16 protein-coding genes are annotated in these 17,713 nt (G+C 44.0%); 11 read left to right on the plus strand and 5 right to left on the minus strand.

Annotation, left to right across the window (positions count from 1 at the left end; genetic code table 11):
- The first annotated feature begins 12 nt into the window (after window positions 1-12).
- Together D8791_RS09140 and D8791_RS09145 are read left to right on the plus strand one after the other, a co-directional pair.
- On the plus strand, window positions 13-1,755 hold the full coding sequence (locus D8791_RS09140) for an ABC transporter ATP-binding protein (protein ID WP_125447447.1): 1,743 nt from the start codon (window positions 13-15) through the stop codon (window positions 1,753-1,755).
- Entirely contained in the window at window positions 1,745-3,481 is a 1,737-nt protein-coding gene (locus D8791_RS09145; RefSeq protein WP_125447448.1) for an ABC transporter ATP-binding protein, read from the plus strand. Before D8791_RS09140 ends, D8791_RS09145 begins: the two co-directional genes overlap by 11 nt.
- A gap of 75 nt (window positions 3,482-3,556) precedes the next feature.
- Here the strand turns inward: D8791_RS09145 and D8791_RS09150 are convergent, their stop codons facing one another.
- The 3 genes from D8791_RS09150 to D8791_RS09160 all read right to left on the minus strand — a co-directional run bounded on the left by D8791_RS09150 (window position 3,557) and on the right by D8791_RS09160 (window position 8,368).
- On the minus strand, window positions 3,557-5,083 hold the full coding sequence (locus tag D8791_RS09150) for an ATP-binding cassette domain-containing protein (RefSeq protein WP_125447450.1): 1,527 nt from the start codon (window positions 5,081-5,083) through the stop codon (window positions 3,557-3,559).
- A 370-nt stretch (window positions 5,084-5,453) separates the two neighbouring features.
- Window positions 5,454-6,194 (minus strand): amino acid ABC transporter ATP-binding protein, encoded by a 741-nt coding sequence (locus D8791_RS09155; RefSeq protein WP_005590533.1) that lies wholly within the window; start codon window positions 6,192-6,194, stop codon window positions 5,454-5,456.
- A complete protein-coding gene (locus tag D8791_RS09160; RefSeq protein WP_125370544.1) occupies window positions 6,194-8,368 on the minus strand; it encodes an ABC transporter substrate-binding protein/permease in 2,175 nt (724 codons plus the stop codon). The genes D8791_RS09155 and D8791_RS09160 overlap by 1 nt, the downstream gene beginning before the upstream one ends.
- A 166-nt stretch (window positions 8,369-8,534) precedes the next feature.
- Between D8791_RS09160 and D8791_RS09165 the strand changes: the two genes are divergently transcribed.
- The 6 genes from D8791_RS09165 (at window position 8,535) to D8791_RS09190 (ending at window position 13,728) form a co-directional block, all read left to right on the plus strand.
- Window positions 8,535-9,461 (plus strand): CPBP family intramembrane glutamic endopeptidase, encoded by a 927-nt coding sequence (locus D8791_RS09165; RefSeq protein WP_125447452.1) that lies wholly within the window; start codon window positions 8,535-8,537, stop codon window positions 9,459-9,461.
- Between the two features lie 159 nt (window positions 9,462-9,620).
- Window positions 9,621-11,609, plus strand: coding sequence for an excinuclease ABC subunit UvrB (gene uvrB, locus D8791_RS09170; protein ID WP_125447454.1), 1,989 nt, complete (start codon window positions 9,621-9,623; stop codon window positions 11,607-11,609).
- A gap of 22 nt (window positions 11,610-11,631) precedes the next feature.
- Window positions 11,632-12,129, plus strand: coding sequence for a GNAT family N-acetyltransferase (locus D8791_RS09175; protein WP_125447456.1), 498 nt, complete (start codon window positions 11,632-11,634; stop codon window positions 12,127-12,129).
- Between the two features lie 35 nt (window positions 12,130-12,164).
- On the plus strand, window positions 12,165-12,710 hold the full coding sequence (locus tag D8791_RS09180; RefSeq protein ID WP_125447458.1) for a DUF1697 domain-containing protein: 546 nt from the start codon (window positions 12,165-12,167) through the stop codon (window positions 12,708-12,710).
- Window positions 12,703-13,185, plus strand: coding sequence for a hypothetical protein (locus D8791_RS09185; RefSeq protein ID WP_125447460.1), 483 nt, complete (start codon window positions 12,703-12,705; stop codon window positions 13,183-13,185). The genes D8791_RS09180 and D8791_RS09185 overlap by 8 nt, the downstream gene beginning before the upstream one ends.
- A 69-nt stretch (window positions 13,186-13,254) precedes the next feature.
- Window positions 13,255-13,728, plus strand: a complete 474-nt coding sequence (locus tag D8791_RS09190; RefSeq protein ID WP_223367436.1) for a hypothetical protein — start codon at window positions 13,255-13,257, stop codon at window positions 13,726-13,728.
- 17 nt (window positions 13,729-13,745) lie between these two features.
- Here D8791_RS09190 and D8791_RS09195 read toward each other — a convergent pair whose 3' ends face one another.
- Together D8791_RS09195 and D8791_RS09200 are read right to left on the minus strand one after the other, a co-directional pair.
- Window positions 13,746-14,522 carry an XRE family transcriptional regulator gene (locus tag D8791_RS09195; protein ID WP_125447464.1) on the minus strand — a complete coding sequence of 259 codons (777 nt, stop codon included), beginning with the start codon at window positions 14,520-14,522 and terminating at the stop codon, window positions 13,746-13,748.
- Between the two features lie 90 nt (window positions 14,523-14,612).
- Window positions 14,613-15,455 carry a DegV family protein gene (locus D8791_RS09200; RefSeq protein ID WP_125447466.1) on the minus strand — a complete coding sequence of 281 codons (843 nt, stop codon included), beginning with the start codon at window positions 15,453-15,455 and terminating at the stop codon, window positions 14,613-14,615.
- A gap of 126 nt (window positions 15,456-15,581) precedes the next feature.
- On the opposite strand from D8791_RS09200, the gene D8791_RS09205 reads away from it, so the two are divergent.
- The 3 genes from D8791_RS09205 (at window position 15,582) to D8791_RS09215 (ending at window position 17,411) form a co-directional block, all read left to right on the plus strand.
- A complete protein-coding gene (locus D8791_RS09205; RefSeq protein WP_125447468.1) occupies window positions 15,582-16,154 on the plus strand; it encodes a TetR/AcrR family transcriptional regulator in 573 nt (190 codons plus the stop codon).
- 182 nt (window positions 16,155-16,336) lie between these two features.
- Window positions 16,337-16,678: a LytTR family DNA-binding domain-containing protein gene (locus D8791_RS09210; protein ID WP_125447470.1), complete on the plus strand. Its 342-nt coding sequence runs from the start codon at window positions 16,337-16,339 to the stop codon at window positions 16,676-16,678.
- Between the two features lies 1 nt (window position 16,679).
- The gene (locus D8791_RS09215) at window positions 16,680-17,411 is read left to right on the plus strand and encodes a response regulator transcription factor (RefSeq protein ID WP_125447472.1); all 732 of its coding nucleotides are present in this window, start codon (window positions 16,680-16,682) and stop codon (window positions 17,409-17,411) included.
- The last annotated feature ends 302 nt before the right edge of the window (window positions 17,412-17,713 follow it).

Here is a 17,713-nt window from a genome sequence, read left to right on the forward strand (position 1 = left end):
GAAGTAGGCAGTATGAAAGATTTATTGAAATATTTCAAGGGCTATATCAGGGAGTCTTTGCTAGGGCCCTTGTTCAAGCTTTTGGAAGCTAGTTTTGAACTCTTAGTTCCGCTTTTGATTGCGGGGATTGTGGATGAGACCATTCCTAGACACGACAGCTCCCATCTCTACTGGATGGTTTTTCTTTTGATGGACTTGGCTGCGCTGGGTGTGGTGGTAGCAGTGGTGGCCCAGTATTATTCGTCAAAGGCGGCAGTGGGCTTTACTCGTCAGATGACAAGCGACCTCTATCAAAAAATCCTGCGCTTGCCCAAGGCCAGTCGGGATGAGCTGACGACTTCTAGCTTGGTGACTCGACTGACGAGCGACACCTATCAGATTCAGACGGGAATCAATCAATTTCTTCGTCTCTTTCTGCGGGCGCCTATCATTGTTTTCGGCTCCATCATCATGGCCTTTACTATCAGTCCGGTCATTACCTTGTGGTTCTTGCTCATGGTGGCAATTTTAACGGCTATTATCGTTTTCATGTCTCGTCTGATGAACCCTCTCTATGCTAAGATTCGTCAGCTGACAGACCAACTGGTCAATCTGACTCGTGAGCAGCTACAGGGCATGCGGGTTATTCGAGCTTTCGGTCAGACCCAGCGCGAGGTTCAGACCTTTCGCAATCGCAACGAGCTCTATAAGACATGGCAAATCAGGACGGGAGCTCTGGCTAGTCTGATTAGTCCTCTGACCTTTCTTACGGTCAATGCTACTCTGATTGCTGTGATTTGGCAGGGGAATACTTTTATTGGCAAAGGGTTGCTGACCCAAGGGATGCTAGTGGCCTTGGTCAATTATTTATTGCAAATTTTGGTGGAATTGCTCAAGCTGGCTATGCTAGTCAATTCACTCAATCAAAGCTATATCAGTGCAGGCCGCATTAGTCAGGTCTTCGAGCAAGCAGAAGAAGATGTCCTGCTGGAATTAGTGCAGGAAACAGCTCTGCTAGATCAAGCCATTAAAGTCCAGCAGGTTAGTTTTTCTTATCCAAATGCAGCTAGTCCAGCCTTGACTGGTCTGACTTTTGATTTGAAAAGAGGTCAGACTTTAGGTGTTATTGGCGGAACAGGCTCAGGTAAGTCTACTCTGGTTCAGCTACTGGCTCATCTCTATCCTGTGGCTGCTGGTCAGTTGACCATCTTTTCCCAAGGACGCAGTCCTAAAAATCTCAGCGAATGGCGGTCTTGGATTAGTCTGGTGCCTCAGAAGGCGGAGCTTTTTCAAGGAACTGTTCGCTCCAATCTGACTTTAGGACTGTCAACCAAGCCAACAGATGCAGACTTGTGGCAGGCTTTGGAGATTGCTCAAGCGGCGGACTTTGTCTCTCAGAAGGAAGGTGGCTTGGATGCGACTGTAGAAGCTTTTGGCCGAAATTTTTCTGGCGGTCAGCGTCAGCGTTTAACCATTGCCAGAGCTGTCTTGCGGAGGGCCCCTTTCTTGGTTTTAGATGATACGACTTCAGCTCTGGACTATTTGACAGAGGCTAGACTCCTGCAGGCTATTAAGAATGAATTGACTGAGACCAGTCTGGTCTTGATCTCCCAGCGGACCAATAGCTTGCGCTCAGCGGATCAAATTTTAGTCCTAGATAAGGGAGAACAGGTGGCTCTTGGTCGCCATGAGGAACTCTTAGTCAGCTCTGCCATTTACCAAGAAATTCATCACTCACAGCATAGTCAAGGAGAGGAGGGAAAGCATGAAACATAAGACATCATCTAGCAGCTTGAGGCGTTTGACTCGAGATTTGCTGCAGGCGCGCTGGCTCTTTCTCCTAGCTAGTCTGGGAACGGTGGCTCAAGTGGCTCTGACTGTTCTTCTTCCAGTTTTAATCGGGAATGCGGTTGACAGCGTTCTTTTCCCTCAAGCGGAGCAACATTTGATGCCGATTTTGGGCCAGATGCTGTTGGTCATCTTAGTCAATACGCTGATTCAGTGGCTCAATCCCTTGCTCTATAATCAGCTGGTCTATCGCTACAGTCAGCAGCTCCGTCAAGGCGTTATCAAGAAAGTACACTATCTGCCATTGGCCTATCTGGATCGGCAGGGAACTGGCGACTTGGTTAGTCGGGTGACGACGGACTTGGAGCAGCTCAGCAATGGCCTGCTTATGGTTTTCAATCAATTTTTTGTGGGTTTGCTGACAATCTTAGTGACCATCATTAGCATGGCCAGATTGGACTTTTTCCTTCTGCTTTTGGTTCTGCTTTTGACGCCCCTTTCTCTTTTTTTAGCTCGCTTTATTGCTAGAAAAAGTTTTAGCTTTTTCCAACGTCAGACGGAGGCTAGAGGGGCACAGACCCAGCTGATTGAGGAAAGTCTGACCCAGGAAAGTCTGATTCAGGCCTTTAATGCCCAGGAGCAGTTTGATACAGCTTTTACTCGCAGCAACCAAACCTATGCGGACTATTCTCAGGCGGCTATTTTCTATTCATCAACGGTCAATCCTTCGACTCGTTTTATCAATGCCCTGATTTATGCTTTGATTGTAGGCTTTGGGGCTGTCCGAATCATTCAGGGAACAGGTTTTACGGTTGGGCAGCTGGTAACTTTTCTCAACTACGTCAACCAGTACACCAAGCCTTTCAATGATATATCGTCAGTCATGTCAGAATTGCAGAGCGCTTTAGCTTGTGCGGAGCGGATTTACAGCGTTTTGGACCAAGAAGAAATAGCAGAGTCTGGTCAGGAAATCCTCCAGTCGGAAGATGTCAGAGGACAGATTAGCTTTGAGCATGTGGCTTTTGGCTATGAGCCTGGAAAAGAGCTGATTCAGGATTTGAATATAAGGATTCCGGCAGCTAGCAAGGTCGCCATTGTCGGGCCAACTGGTGCTGGCAAGTCAACCCTGATCAATCTCCTCATGCGCTTTTACAATGTTGATAGTGGTCTTATTTCGCTAGACGATGTTCCCATTACGCATTACACCAGAGCCTCTTATCGTCAGCAGTTTGGTATGGTACTGCAAGAGACTTGGCTCAAGACGGCGACCATTCATGACAACATAGCTTTTGGCCGGCCAGACGCCAGCCGAGAAGAGGTCATTGCAGCTGCCAAGGCGGCCAATGCGCATTTCTTTATCCAGCAGCTGCCTCAGGGCTATGACACCTATCTGGCGGATGCTGGGGATTCCCTTTCTCAAGGTCAGCGGCAGCTATTAACTATCGCGCGCGTATTCCTGGCTGTTCCTAAAATCCTAATCTTGGATGAGGCGACTTCCTCCATCGATACTCGGACAGAAGTCTTGATTCAGGAGGCTTTCAGCAAGCTCATGGTGGGACGGACTAGCTTTATCATCGCCCACCGCCTGTCCACTATTCAAAATGCTGACATCATCCTCGTCATGGTAGATGGCAATATCGTCGAACATGGGAATCACCAGGAGCTCATGGCAGCCAGAGGTGTTTATTACCAAATGCAGACGGCGCAGGACTAGAAGGGGAGCTTTATTAAAGTTCACAGATTGATGCTAAACAAAACTAAAAGAGTTGGAATTTCCAACTCTTTTTGCTTATAGTTTAACTTCCTCCAACCCTGTCTCTGTCAGTTTATAAATCTTCTGGCAGACTTCTTTGAGAAAGACCCGATCGTGTGAGACAGCGATAATAGCACCAGGATAAGTCGCCAAAAGCTGGCGAATCTGGGGCTGAGAGGTGGGAGAGAAGTTGCGAGTTGGCTCGTCCAGAAGGAGGACATTGGGACGGTCTAGGACTAGTTTGAGCAGGAGTAGCTTGGCTTTTTGACCACCGGAAAGCTGCCCAATCGGGTGACGGGCTTCGTCACGCGTGAACTGGAGACTGGCTAGATGCGTCAGGATTTTCTCTTCCTGAGCCTTGTCACCAGAGGGAGCTAGAAAGTCCAAGGGACTGCTCTCATCATTCAGCAAGTCGCCATAATGCTGGGGCATATAACCGACCCGCATGTCTGTCCGCTCACGCAGAATCTTCCATATTTCCTTAAGTAGAGTAGACTTGCCAGCACCATTAGCACCAATCAGTCCAATTTTTTCCTGGCCGCAGACCTCCAGAGTCAAGTTCTCCGCTAGCTGTCGTCCGTCTGCTTCTAGTTTCATTCCTTCTAATTTTAGGATTCTTTTGGTCAATGGCAGAGCTTCTATGTTTGAGAAGTGAAGGCTGATGACATCTTCCTGTGTTGGGATTTCGGTCATTTCAGCGCCTGCTTTTTCAAATCGTTTGCCCTGCGAGAGGACGTTTTTCATCTTCTTAGCTAGTAGTCGGCCTTGGACATCATTTTTGGTATTTCTCAAGGCATTTTCAACATTTTGTTTAACCCGTCGGTGTTTTTCCATGGTCTTGGCGTGTTCTTCCCGCTCTTTCCGTGCCAATTGACCTTGTTTTTCAAAAGCCTCCTGACGCTGCTGCCGGTAATTTTCGTAGTCCAGACTTTTGACGCTGGTTCTAGCCTCCTGCTTCTTTTTGATTCGCTCCAGATGAACAATCTTGGTCGCGGCTTGAGCGAGGAAGTGTTCGTCATGAGAGACGAAAAGGACCGTTCTTTGGCTGTGGCTGATAAAGTTTTCCAGCCAAGTCAGAGTTTCGAGATCGAGGTCATTAGAGGGCTCATCAAGAAAGAGAATGTCCCAATCGCTGGCTAGTTTCTTGATGAGTTGGACCTTGAGCTTTTCTCCTCCAGATAGGCTAGAGAGCCGCTGCTGACTGGCAAAGCGCTGGCTGTCAAAGTTGAGCTCCCCAGCATAGCGATAGAGCTTGGCATAGTCCAGCTCTGTCTCAAAATCAGCAAAGAAATAGTCATTGAGCGTCAGTTGGGCATCCTCTGAAGGCAGTTGCTGGGGCAGATAAACAGCAGCAGTATAGAACTTATCAATCTGTCCGCTGTAGCTGACATAGGAGCTGACTAGTCCCTCGTCTAGCAGAAGCTTGAGCAGGGTGGACTTGCCATTGCCCTCCTCACCGATAATACCGACCTTGTCTCCTTGATTGATGGTCAGTGTCAGATCTTTGACCAGCTCCTTCAGGTCTTTTAAGTGGGTAATGGTTAGATTTCTTATTTGCAGCATAGATATCTCCTTCGTTTTATAACACAAAATACAGCCCTGCTTTATTTAGCAGAGCTGTTGAGATTGCACAAAGCAGACACATAAGTGTCCAAGTAGGCTTATTCGTCTATAGGCTTCCGGCTTGCACTGTCATAGGAGTGACAGGATTGATCTAAATATAAGCAAATAGAAGCTTGAAAGCACAAAAAAACGAAAGTCCCGCAGATATGCAGAAACATGACAAAATCTACTAAATAAAGTTTCCTTTAAAAAATAGACTTAATTTTTCATGTCTCCGTGTACCTCCGAAATCATTCTACCTTTAGTCTAGCAAAAAGGGCAAAATAAGTCAATAAAAATCCTGAAAGATTACTTTCAGGATTCGTCATGTTTATACATTAAGCACCTTGTCCAAGAAATCCTTGAGACGTGGATGCTGAGGGTTATCGAAGATTTGGTCTGGTTTGCCGTCTTCTAGGAATTCACCGTCAGCAGTGAAGATGACGCGATTAGCAACCTGACGGGCAAAGCCCATTTCGTGAGTCACGATCAGCATGGTCATACCTTGCTGAGCTAGATCCTTCATAACGTTGAGAACGTCACCAACCATTTCAGGGTCGAGAGCAGAAGTCGGTTCGTCAAAGAGCATGATATCTGGGTTCATAGCCAATCCTCGAGCGATGGCCACCCGCTGTTTTTGTCCTCCTGACAGGCTATCTGGTTTGGCATCAGCCTTGTCTGCCAGCCCAACCTTCTCCAAGAGCTCCATACCAAGCTTGTCTGCATCAGCTTGGCTCATTCGCTTGTGCTCAACAGGAGCGAAGGTGATATTTTGCAGGACGGTCATGTGTGGGAAGAGGTTGAAGTGCTGGAAGACCATCCCAATATCTTCACGAACATGGTCCACATTGGTAGCCTTGTCTGTCAAATCATAACCGTTGACAGTAATGGTTCCACTAGTTACTTCTTCAAGCAGGTTCAGGCTACGTAGGAAAGTTGATTTACCTGATCCAGAAGGACCAATGATACAAACAACATCTCCCTCATAAAACTTAGCACTAATCCCTTTTAGGACTTCATTTTCCCCATAGTATTTATGTAAATCATTAACATCAATTTTTAATTTAGCCATTAGTGAATCCTCTTTTCTAAGCGTTTAGCCAATCTTGTTAAGAGTGTGATGATGACCAAGTAAAGCACTGCTAGGATAGCATACATCTTGAAGCTCTGATAGTTACGGGCAATGATAATTTTACCTGTTTGGAAGAGTTCAACAAGTCCGATAGCTGATACGATAGTTGTATCCTTGAGAGCGATGACGAACTGGTTGACAAAGTTTGGTAGCATGATCTTGGTTGCTTGAGGCAGGATAATCTTGCGCATGGTCTTTCCATACGAGATACCTAGACTTCGGCTAGCTTCCATCTGTCCGACCGGAACGGCTTGAATCCCTCCGCGAACAATCTCAGCGATATATGCACCAGCATTGAGTGACAGTGCAATTGTTCCTGCAACGAAGTCGTTAATCGGACTTTGGTGACCAGTCATAGATTCAATGAGGTTTGGAATTCCCCAGAAGATGAAGGCAGCCAGAATCATAAGTGGAATACCACGAATAACGTCAACAAAAATTTCTGAAATGATGCGAAGCGCTTTGATTGGGCTGACGCTGAACATCCCAAAGATAATCCCGATCACCATGGCAATCGCAAAGGAGATCAGTGCTAAAGCAATGGTAATTCCAAGTCCGCTCAACAGTTGTTTGTAGTTGTTTTGGAGAAGTCCCCAGATAGTTGTTTCATCAACGGTTGTGGAATTATCCTTCTCAGCTGAGAGATATTTATCAAGAATTTCTTGATATTTACCATTCGCTTTTAGATTAGCCAAACCATTATTGAACATCTCGATGAGCTCAGGGTTGGTGCCTGCTTTTACTGCAAAAGCAACTTCACCACTAGGGGTTCCTTCGATTGGCGTTTTCATTTTCTTGCCTTGATTGATGGCATATTTGACAACGGGCTCATCATCCATAATAGCAGCGACTGAGCCAGAATTCAGACTATCATACATAGAAGAACCGTCTGAAAAAGTTTTGATTTTGTAGCCGTATTTGCTTTGATTTTCGACGAGGAAGGTTTGAGAGGCTGTACCGTTCTTGACTCCGACGGTCTTTCCTTTCAAGTCTTCATAGGAGCTAATAGTGCTTGATTCTGTCACCGCAAGGATAGAGTTAGCAGTGTAGTATGGTTCAGAGAAATTAAAGGTTTCTTTGCGGGCCTCTGTCACAGACATCCCAGCAATCATCCCGTCAGCTTGACCAGATTGAACAGCATTGATGGCAGCGTCAAAGCCAGGGTTAGAGATTTCCAGTGTAAAACCTTGGTCTTCGGCAATGGCTTTGATCAAGTCCATATCAATACCAGTATATTGGTTGCTATCATTTTGGAAAACGAAAGGAGCAAAGGATGAGTCACTGGCAATCGTATATTTAGCTTTGACTGGAGTGGCTTTTTGTCCAGACTTGGTTGTCGTCTCTGGTACTGCTGAGTTGGTTGAAGTGCCAGAAGCGGCAGTCCACTTGGTGATGATGTCCTTCAAGGTGCCATCTTTTTTCATCTGAGCCAAGGCTTCGTTAAACTCCGTCACCAGATATTCGTATTTGCTGCCTTTTTTGACACCAAATGCGAAGCTACCAACGGCCTCACCCTTCATTGAGATTTTCAAATCTTGTCCTTGGCTGATTGCATACTCGATAACGGGTTGGTCATCCATGGCCGCATCAACCGCTCCGGCTGTTAGGCTGTTGTACATAAGGTCGCCTGTATCAAATGTTTTGATAGTAAAGCCGTATTTGTCCTTGATTTTTTCAAGGAAACGTTGTGCAGCTGTACCGTTTTTGACTCCGACAGTCTTTCCTTTGAGCTGATCGTAGGATTTTACTGTATTAGCCTTGGTCGTTGCGATGACAACTTTTGTGTCATAATATGTATCAGACATGGTAAAGACTTTTTCGCGTTCAGCAGTCTTGGTCATACCTGCCATAATGGCATCGGCCTGTCCTGCTTGAACGGCATTGACAGCAGCGTCAAAGCCAGGGAAGGACATTTCATATGCCCAGCCTTTGATTTCAGCAACTTTATTGATAATATCTACATCAATCCCTTTATAGGTTTGATCGGAATCTTTAAATTCAAATGGGGCATAAGCCGTGTCAGATACGATTTTGATGGTATCCGCATGAATAGTTGTTCCTAAGGCAAAGATAGGGAACAATGCTAGCAGAAAAGCTATGATTTTTTTCTTCATATTTTCTCTCCTTTGTTAGAATATTGTCTGATTATATCAGAAAAATTTGGAAAAGGCAAATATTTTCTATTTCGATGTTATATCTTCTGACATGATAACAAATATTGGCTCTTATACTATTATGATAAAATATGTTATAATAGATAAATCAAGAAAGGAGATTTCTATGTTTAAATCACGCATGTTAGATAATGTGAAGCTGTCGCTCTATATTCCGCCGATTTGGTTAGCAATTCTGATCTCCATTGTCTTTATCCACGTAGGAGAAATCTTTGCAGGGATCATTATTGGAACTGTGCTTGCCATGGTAAATCCGACAGCTGACCAAGCAATAGTTATGGAAGTGTTCGGACATTATGGTATCTTTTTTCAGCTGGGTAGTTTTTTCTTTATGTCCTTACTTGTTTTTCTGTGGGTCAAGTTTATAGAAAAGAGATCGTTCTCCAGTCTGGGATTTTTTAAGAAAGGATGGCTGAAAGAACTGGGCAGAGGCTTCCTGATTGGGGCAGCACAATTTTCGCTCGTCGTCGCTTTGCTATTGCTAACGGGTACGGGAAGCCTAGAATTAGCAGAGCTAAGTTTAGAGCCAGTTCTCTTTATTCTTGCCTTGATTCCTTTCTGGATTCTCCAAGGTGGGACAGAAGAGCTAGTGACGCGTGGTTGGCTCTTTCCAGCAATTAGTGCTAAGTCAAATATCTTCATTGGTATCTTGATTTCTAGTGCTCTATTCGGGGCACTGCACCTCTTTAACCCTGGTGTGACCGTTCTTTCCATTGTCACGATTATTTTGAATGGAATTTTTGCCTGCCTACTCATGATCAAATATGATAATATGTGGGTCTTGGCTGGGATGCATGGCGCTTGGAATTTCGTCCAAGGAAATGTCTACGGCATCCAGGTTAGCGGGCAAGGAGCTAATGCCTCTGTCTTTAATTACACTTCTCAGACTTCGATTGACTGGTTGTCAGGTGGAGCTTTCGGTGCTGAAGGGTCTATTTTTGCTAGTATCGTCCTGATTGGATGTATTGCCTATCTTTACTGGTCGCTCAAGAAAGAAAATCGCTTGCCTCAGGCATTGATGTTTAAGAAATAAAGACATCGCTCAGCTTAGCTGGGCGATTTTTGATGCTAATGAATGATAAGAATGCAAGACTAGCCGTTCTTAGAGATGTAACTACTAAATCAGAGCCAAAGGCAGAGAAAATGTGTCAAATATGGTAAAATGATAGAAGCACAATTTAAGGAATAAAAGATGATTAACAGAATAACAGATAATAAATTTGAATTGGTGTCTAAGTACGAGCCTTCAGGTGACCAGCCTCAAGCTATTGAACAGCTGGTGGACAATATTGAGGGAGGCGAGAAAGCCCAGATCCTCATGGGAGCGACGGGTACTGGTAAGACCTATACCATGAGTCAGGTTATCGCTCGGGTCAACAAACCAACTCTGGTTATTGCCCATAATAAAACGCTAGCCGGCCAGCTCTACGGTGAGTTCAAGGAATTCTTCCCCAATAATGCGGTGGAATACTTCGTTTCCTACTATGATTACTACCAGCCTGAGGCCTATGTGCCTTCCAGTGATACTTATATTGAAAAGGATAGCTCGGTCAATGACGAGATTGACAAGCTCCGTCACTCAGCGACATCAGCTCTCTTGGAGCGCAATGACGTAATTGTCGTGGCTTCGGTCTCTTGTATCTACGGTCTGGGTTCGCCTAAGGAATACTCCGACAGCGTGGTAAGTCTGCGTCCGGGCTTGGAAATTTCCCGTGACAAGTTGCTTAATGATTTGGTAGATATCCAGTTTGAGCGCAATGACATTGACTTTCAGCGGGGGAAATTCCGCGTTCGAGGCGATGTAGTGGAGATTTTCCCTGCTTCTCGGGATGAGCATGCCTTTCGGGTGGAGTTTTTCGGAGATGAGATTGACCGGATTCGTGAGGTTGAAGCCTTGACAGGTCGAGTCTTGGGTGAAGTGGACCATTTGGCCATCTTCCCGGCCACTCACTTCGTCACCAATGAGGACCACATGGAAGTAGCCATTGCCAAGATTCAGGCGGAGTTGGATGAGCAGCTGGCTATCTTTGAGAAGGAAGGCAAGCTGCTGGAAGCCCAGCGCTTGAAGCAGCGCACGGAGTACGATATCGAAATGCTGCGTGAAATGGGCTATACGAACGGAGTTGAGAACTATTCTCGCCATATGGATGGTCGTAGCGAAGGAGAGCCACCTTATACCCTTTTGGACTTTTTCCCGGATGATTTCTTGATTATGATTGACGAGAGTCACATGACCATGGGACAGATTCGGGGCATGTACAATGGTGACCGCTCTCGTAAGGAAATGCTGGTTAATTATGGTTTCCGCTTGCCATCTGCCTTGGATAACCGCCCGCTACGCCGAGAAGAATTTGAAAGCCATGTTCACCAAATTGTCTATGTATCAGCTACGCCGGGCGACTATGAAAATGAACAGACGGATACTGTTATTGAGCAGATTATCCGGCCGACAGGGCTTCTGGATCCAGAAGTGGAAGTCCGCCCAACTATGGGGCAGATTGATGACCTTTTGGGTGAAATCAATGCCCGTGTTGAAAAGAATGAGCGGACCTTTATCACAACCCTGACCAAGAAGATGGCGGAAGACTTGACGGACTACTTCAAGGAAATGGGTGTCAAGGTCAAGTACATGCACTCAGACATTAAGACCTTGGAACGGACCGAGATTATCCGAGACCTGCGCCTGGGTGTCTTTGACGTTCTGGTTGGGATTAACCTTTTGCGCGAGGGAATTGACGTGCCTGAGGTTAGTCTGGTAGCCATTCTTGATGCGGATAAGGAAGGTTTCCTCCGCAACGAACGTGGCCTGATCCAGACTATTGGACGGGCAGCCCGCAACAGCGAGGGGCATGTGATTATGTATGCGGATACTATGACCCAGTCTATGCAGCGAGCTATCGATGAAACCGCCCGTCGTCGGGCAATACAGATGGCTTACAATGAAGAGCATGGCATTGTACCGCAGACCATCAAGAAAGAAATCCGCGATCTAATCAGCGTGACCAAGTCAGCCTTGCCAGACAAGGAAGAAACTGTCGAAATCGAAAGCCTCAACAAGCAAGAGCGCAAGGACATGATCAGAAAACTGGAAGGCCAAATGCAAGAAGCTGCCGGACTTCTGGACTTCGAGTTGGCTGCACAAATTCGCGATATGATTCTGGAAATAAAGGCGATGGATTGAGGAATATCAAGGAGAAAAATAAATGGTCATCACTATCAAAACAATGGAAACAGCTGACGAGATAGAAAGTAAATCCAGAGTTCATTGGCAGACATGGCGAGAAGCTTATGATGAGATTTTGCCTGCGGAATTTCAAGAGCAGATGACCTTGGATAAGTGCCGATTTTATAGTCAAAAGTATCCTGAAAATACCTTGATTGCCTTGGATGATGCTAAAGTGGTTGGCTTTGTTAGCTACGGTGATTTTCGAGATCCAGCTACGATAGCGGGTGAAATTATCGCCTTATATGTCTTAAAAGATTATTATGGCAAGGGTGTAGGACATCAGCTCATGCAGGCTGCATTTGCTGCCTTGGATGGTTATCAAGAGATTTTATTATGGGTGTTAGAAGATAACAAACGTGCCATCGCTTTCTATGGAAAAATGGGTTTTGTTTTTGACGGCGAGGAAAAGGTCATTGACTTAGGAAAAGCCGTGAAAGAAAAACGGATGATTTACATGAGAAACTCGAGCAGTTAGTCTGAAAATAATAGATATATTTTTAAGGAGCACACATGCGTTATGCACTTTTACTCCGCGGCATCAATGTCGGCGGGAAAAACAAGGTCGTCATGGCCGATTTGAAGAAGGATTTGGCTGGGTTGGGTTTTGAAAATCCAGTTTCCTACATCAACAGCGGCAATCTTTTCTTTGATAGCGAAGAGCAGGAGGAGAGGATTCGGGAGATTTTGACGGATTATTTTAGTCAGTCTTATGATTTTCCTCTGCCTTTTGTCCTTGTCAGCTCTACTATGCTTGAAAAAGAAATAGCAAATCTGCCTACTTGGTGGCAGGATGAGACAGCCTTTCGGCGAGATGTTCTCTTTTATCTGCCAGAGACAGACAGGGAGAGTGTCCAAGAGCTGGCAGGCAGTTGGGCAAATGACAAGGAGCAGCTGCATTTTGGGCAGACGGCTTTCTTTTATAGCAATGCTGACCAAGCGGACTATCTCAAGTCCAACTACCATAAGAAACTGCTCAAGTCCAGTTTCTACAAGCAGCTGACCATCCGAAATGGCAAGACTTTCCAGAAGATTGTGGAGTTGGTTGGAAATGAGTGAGCTAAATTTGGAAGATACAAGGGAAGAAAAAGCGAAGCGCTGGAAGTTTTCTAAAGTTATTTGGCTAGTTCTCTATCTCTTGTTGTTTATCTTTGTCTTGCTGCATTTTGGGTTGAGTCCGTTTGGCTTGGCCTTTACTCCACTCCTGTGGAACACATGGCTTTTTCTTCTGTCTGTGGTCGTGTTTTGTCACTTATGGTTTCTCTTTTTGAAAAATAGAAAGTTTCGCTGGTTTCATCTCATCTGGGGAATTCTGAGTGTACCTCTTGCACTTTTTATATGGTTTTCAATTTTCTTTCATTTCTCTATAGCTAAATCAGAAAATTCTGTCCCGATCAATATGGATTACGGGATAGATGGGAATGAAGTTATTTTACGAAAAGGCCTTTTTTTTGGAGAATATGATGAATACCATGATTTAGTCAATCCCTATATCATGAAAACCAGGGTCAATCGTGTTCGCTATATTGATTGATGCAAGTCTTGCTAATGGACTCTGGCTTCAAAGCCCGTTCAAACAAGCTAGTAGAGGGAGTGTGTGGATGTGAATAGAAATTGGAATGAGTGGATGTGGCTAGATAAAGTGAATACATGGCTCAAGCGCCATGGTTTTCTAGCTTGGTTATTGGATTTCTCCGTCCTTATGCTTTTTGCAATGATTATGGGCATCCTAGTTTTTCAAATCCCCTTCCTCCCTACATATTCAAAGAGTAATTATGTTTTTCCCTTGTTTATAAATATTCTTGTTTTACTGTACTATGCCTATGGTTCTATTCTCCGTGAAAATAGTGCAAAGAGGAGCACTTCTTTGAAAGACTTAGTCAATCCTCTCCTTTATATAAATCCTATGGTTCTTTTGCTACATTACTTTGGAGTGAGGAGCCGCCGTCATAGACCTTTGCTACCATTGCCTACTTTGGATCATCGCTATGTCTGGTTCCCGATTGCCACTTATATTATTTTCTTTCTGATAGCAGCAGTCATTACGATTGCAAGCAAAGGGAGTAAGAAAAAATAGAAAAGCCGCTTTATGTACTAAAGTGGCTTTTGTGCTTGTTCTGATAAATCTAAGGGCATAAAGGCGGCCATGACACGGCCGATGACCTTGGGTTCTTCTTGATGCGGGATAAATTTATCGCTGTATTTTTTATTGAGAGAGATGAGGCGGATGCCAGTTGGATCGTTGAAAACTCTTTTCAAAATGGTTTGCCCGTCGTAATCAATGGCATAGATAGCGCCTGCAAATTCAAAATGCGTATTTTTGATGAGAGCCACAGACCCTTGCGGATACTTGGGTTCCAATGAATCTGTCCGAATCCAAAGGGCAATATCATAGTCAAGCTCTTTGTCTAACCAGACGATGTCAGCTTGTTCAGGCTTGTTCAAGAAAGTCTGGAAGCTCTCATAGACCTTGTAAGGAAAATAATCATCCTTTAATCTTTCCTCAGTTGTTTGATTTTCCAACTCTTTTTTAGCAAAGTCTGTTACAGCTTGTCTGTGGGTTTGGTCTAGGGCTTGGAAAACATCTGCGAACTCTAGCGAAAATGACGTAGGGTTATGAACTGATAAATAGCGAGGATCTAGCTCTTGAACGTCCATATCAAAGAAGTCTGCAATTTTTTGCATATTTTCTAGGACAGGCAGGGAATTCCCTTTGATATAGCCAGTAAGAGTGCTGGCTGGAATTCCTGTTCCTCGGGAAAGTTCAATTTGTTTGATTTGCTTTTCCTTCAATAAAGTTTTGATTTTTTTAGAAATGAGTCGCATTGCCTCCTTATCTTGGGGGCTAGCGACACCGCGTCCTCTTGCCATGACTTTCACTCCTTTTCTTTCTTCTATTTTAACGAATTAAATCGAAAAAGTAAAGAGCTGAATACGGATATTCAGCTCAAAAGGAGAGGATTAGATTTCGTAGCCCATCAAGAGGCCACCTTCTTCTGCGTAAAAGCTGCAAAGTCCAGAAGTTGGTAGGAATGAAATGTCGGCTGCTGGGAATTTTTCCTTGATGACTTCTGTAAATTGCTGGCAAAATTTTTCGTTATTACGATGAGCGATGATAATGCGGCCGCCCTTATATCCAGCTTTCAGAACTTCATCGACAGCAGCGGTCAGAGCCTTTTTAGCCCCTCTAGCTTTCTGGAGGAGCTCCAGAGTACCGGTATGGCTGGCTTCGCCGACCATGCGAATATTGAGGAGGCCGACAACTGCACCGATTAGCTTGCTGAGACGACCGTTTTTGACCAGATTATCTACCTTAGCCAGTACAAAGAGAAGCTTTGTGTTTTTTTGGTAGTGGGTGATGGCTTCCACGACTTGCTCAAAAGAAAGCCCTTCTTTGATGAGGTCGTTCAATTTTTTGACAATCAGATCGACCTCGCCACCAGCCGAAAGGCTATCAATGACATGGATATTTGCTGTTGGATGTTCTTCTAAGAAGAGCTTTTTGGCTAGCTGGGCGCTATTGTGGCTACCAGAAAGGGAGCCCGTAATCGTCACGACAAAGATATTTTCAGCTCCTTCAAAGCTTCTGAGGTAGTCATCAGGGCTTGGGCAGGCTGATTTTGAAGCGGTTGAAGTAGCGTACATTTTTTCCATCATGTCATCAATATTGAGATGAGCGTTATCCACAAAAATCTCATTATCAATCTGAATGGTCAGTGGCACACTTTCAAACCTTGTCTGGTTAGCCAAATCAGCAATCTCACGGTAATCACAGCCAGAATCGGCAACAATTTTCCAAGTCATTTAGTTTCTCCTGCTCTATCAGTTCTCTACATTGACAAAAAACATGTCTTTTCTTACAATTATAACATGAAGATGCTTTGATATAAAGCCTTAATTCTCAGCTGATACAGGAAGAAAGAAATTGTTATGGCGGAAAAGAAAATATCAGAAAAATCCCTCGCAAATTTAAAAACTTATAATCAAGAATCTAATCGAATTACAAAGGAATCCTTAGAAATTTCTCTAATGCAATTGTTAGAGAAGAAAGATTTGAAAAAGATTACCATCTCTGAGTTAGTCGAACGGGCTGGGGTTTCGCGCGCAGCCTTTTATCGGAACTATAGCTCTAAAGAAGAAATTCTAGAGGGAATTTTCAAAAATACGGTTCAGGGAATTGTCGATAAACTGGAGCAGTTTAATTTCAAAACGGAAATGTATCAAGTTTGGCTTTTTCTTTTTAAGGAAGCCAAGAAGGAGGCGCGTGTCATTAGTCTGGCTATTGATTATAATTTTGAAAAGTTGCTGACGCAGGCGGTCTTTGATTTCCTTGAAAAGCGTAGCAAAGGTGGGAAGAAGACAGCTAATTCCTATATGAATTCATTCTGGAGTTCTGCGGTTGTTTCGGTGCTTTCAAAATGGATCAAAGAAGGCATGAAGGTTCCGGCTGAAAAGATTGCTGCTTTGGGCATGCCGCTTTTCCCACAGAAAAAGAAAAAGTAAGAGTTCGTATAAATGTTTGGCACCAATATATCAGACTGAAATAATAGATCGTAAAAACTTACCTAACAAGTAAGTTTTTACTTAGTGCTTCTGAGACCATTTAAGACTTCTCAGCTACCATTTAGGATTTGGGAGTCATTTGCGATGCGACTTGTGCTATGCTAGAGCAAAGGAGGTAGACAATGGCTACTATCATAATAAAAGACGGCAGCACCCTTCGAAAGCTGGATCTTTCGACAATTTACTATATCCAGTCCCATCCTCAAAAGCCTCACATCGTTCTTATCGTCACTGGACAAGGCAACTACAGCCTTAGGGCTTCTCTGACTGAGCTGGCTAAGCTCTATCCTGATGAGCTGGTTCACTGTAATCGTCAAACACTGGTCAATTTAGCCAAGGTCCAAGGGTTTGACAGGGAGCGTAAAAGCTTGTTTTTTGAGCAGTCCGACTTAGGAGATATTGTCTGCTCAAGGCGTCATTTATCCAGTCTCATCAAGCGCTGGTCTCAGGAAGGAAGAAAATAAGATGAAAATTTTTGTATTAGAAGACGATCTTAAGCAACAAGCCTATATGGAGTCCACCATTCAGGGAATTTTGGAAAAGAACCGCTGGGAATGCCAGTTTTTAGAAATCTATGGCAAGCCGGACATGCTGATTGATGCAGTAAGGGAACGGGGGAGCCATCAGATTTTCTTTTTGGATATTGAGATTAAGCAAGAGACGCAGAAGGGACTCGAGGTAGCAGGAAAGATTCGCAAGTTGGACCCCTATGCTCTGATTGTATTTGTGACGACTCACTCAGAATTTATGCCCTTGACTTTTCGCTATCAGGTATCAGCATTTGACTTTATTGACAAAGGCTTGCCTGAGGAAGATTTTATCAAGCAGATTGAGCAGGACCTAGCCTATCTTTACGAGAGAAAGGACAGTTTTCAAGCTGAAGAGACTTTTCTCTTTGAAAATTCTAAGTCGGATTTTCAGGTGCCCTTTAATGAAATCTATTATTTTGAGACATCAGAAGTGCCTCATAGACTAGTTCTCTATACCAAGAAAGAGCGGATCGAATTTTACGGACAACTTTCTGAGATTACAAAGCAGGACAAGCGACTCTATCGCTGCCATCGCTCTTATGTGGTCAATCCAGCGAATATCTCTCAGCTGGATAAGATAGAAAACATAGCCTATTTCCCGAATGGCGCTAGCTGCTATGTATCACGCCTCAAGATGAAAGGATTGCGGACAGTTTTAAGGCAGTAGGGAAGTACTAAGATAGAAGTGGGAGGAGTTTATGTTCATAGGATTGAAAATTGTAGCATTAATATTTCAGGTTTTAGCTTTATTTATTCTTTTTTCAAATATCAGTGGCGAAAAAATGAATTGGAAAAAGTATCTATTAGCAACTCTTGGTTTGAATTNTATAGGGATTTTGCTTGCGATCGTAGACTTAGTGATTGAGAATAAATTTTTTTCATATGTTAATTTTTTAACGCTTCCCATATATTTTTTAATTTTTTCCTTATTGATAAACAAAAATATACCAAAGGTTCTTTCTATATTTT

It is taken from the genome of Streptococcus cristatus (assembly GCF_003943515.1).
Classification (GTDB): domain Bacteria; phylum Bacillota; class Bacilli; order Lactobacillales; family Streptococcaceae; genus Streptococcus; species Streptococcus cristatus_D.